This window comes from Pseudomonas sp. MWU12-2319 (assembly GCF_023242525.1).
Classification (GTDB): Bacteria; Pseudomonadota; Gammaproteobacteria; order Pseudomonadales; family Pseudomonadaceae; genus Aquipseudomonas; species Aquipseudomonas gingeri_D.
In genome coordinates this window covers 1-383 of the sequence record NZ_JALJES010000076.1, presented here as the reverse complement: position 1 = coordinate 383, position 383 = coordinate 1, and the positions used below count along the sequence as shown (strand labels likewise).

Below are 383 nucleotides of genomic sequence, written 5' to 3'. Positions count from 1 at the left end.
ACCCCTGATAAGGGTGAGGTCGGCAGTTCGAATCTGCCCAGACCCACCAATTTTGTGTGGGAAAAGCCTGTAGAAATACGGGGCCATAGCTCAGCTGGGAGAGCGCCTGCCTTGCACGCAGGAGGTCAACGGTTCGATCCCGTTTGGCTCCACCACTTACTGCTGTTTTTGCTGTTTCTTGTTTAGAGCTTAGAAATGAGCATTCCATCCTGATGATGGTGAATGTTGATTTCTAGTCTTTGATTAGATCGTTCTTTAAAAATTTGGGTATGTGATAGAAAGATAGACTGAACGTTACTTTCACTGGTAACGGATCAGGCTAAGGTAAAATTTGTGAGTGACTCTTAAGAGTTTTGCGAATTTTCGGCGAATGTCGTCTTCAT

Annotated in this window: 1 tRNA gene; it reads left to right on the top strand. The window is 44.9% G+C overall.

Annotation, left to right across the window (positions count from 1 at the left end):
- The first annotated feature begins 79 nt into the window (after positions 1-79).
- Positions 80-155, top strand: a tRNA-Ala gene (locus M5C01_RS32820).
- Positions 156-383 lie beyond the last annotated feature (228 nt).